The organism is Streptomyces sp. AC627_RSS907 (genome assembly GCF_019049165.1).
Window position 1 is genome coordinate 1 of sequence record NZ_JAGMUE010000387.1, and the last position, 1084, is coordinate 1084.

General features: G+C 66.8%; 2 pseudogenes. One reads left to right on the top strand and one right to left on the bottom strand.

Features of this window, described 5'->3' with window-relative positions:
• A pseudogene (locus tag KUM32_RS36035) lies at nt 1–558 on the bottom strand (hypothetical protein); the annotation flags it as partial.
• 421 nt (nt 559–979) lie between these two features.
• Here KUM32_RS36035 and KUM32_RS44270 point away from each other — a divergent pair.
• Nucleotides 980–1084: pseudogene (locus tag KUM32_RS44270) on the top strand (site-specific DNA-methyltransferase); the annotation flags it as partial.

Here is a 1084-nt window from a genome sequence, read left to right on the forward strand (position 1 = left end):
GGCCAGCGGCTCCCACTGCGCGTAGGCGTCCGGGTAGCCGGACTTCTGCACGGCCTGCGCCGCCTGGGCCACCGTGAGCTGTTGCCAACCGCGCACCTGCAGCAGCGCCTTGTAGAAGCGCTCGCTCGCGTAGAGGGGGTCGCGGATCTGCTCCGCGGTGCCCCACCCTTGCGAGGGGCGCTGCTGGAAGAGTCCCAGGCTGTCGCGGTCGCCGTAGGCGAGGTTACGCAGACGCGATTCCTGCATGGCTGTGGCCAAGGCAACCACCTGACCGCGGTGGGGAATGTCCAGGCTGATGCCGGTGGCGACGATGACGTGCGCGTTCGGGATCTGCTCCTTCGGCACGTCGAGCCCCTCGATGTGGACCTTGGTCGCGTCCGCGCCGTCGAGGATCTTGGTGACCTGGTCGGCGATCCTCGCGGCATCCGGCGGCAGCAGGCACACGTCCGCGGCGCCGTCGGTGGCGGCTTGGCTGGCAGAGGCCGCCATCATGGCCGCGCCGCCGAAGAGAAGAGGGGACAGGAGAGCGGCGCCGATGCCGGCGACGACCACCTTCAACTGGGTTGCCCCGACCTAGGGTTACGCGGATTGTCGTGCCAAGGCGGGTGTCGAGATGTCATGTGTCTCTGTCCTTGAGGGGTAGCTCCCGGCGTGCCGCGTGTGCGGACTCCAGGGCGGGTGAGCGCAGTTATTGGCCAACTCGACGCTGCGGGGAAGTGGAGGCGCCCCAGCGGACGCCAACGTGAAGGCAGGCGGTGGCGTTGGGCGGTGGAAAAACCGTAGGCGCACATTGGCGGTTGACCAAAAAATCCGGCGCGAGGTACCGGAATCCGGCACGTCATCGCCGCACTTCTTGGGCGGCGACGCATTCGCCTCTACAGTTTTTGGAATCCCCCCGCCTCGCGGCCCCGAGCTCCTGTACCACATCTTCCAAGCCGTGAGGACTTCCACGATTCCGTACCCGATTTGGGGTTCCTCTTTGCCTTTTTCTCTTCACCAGGGCGACGCCCTTGCCGTTCTCGCTGGTCTCCCGGACGGCTGTGTCGACTCCGTCATTACCGACCCGCCGTACAACAGCGGGGGT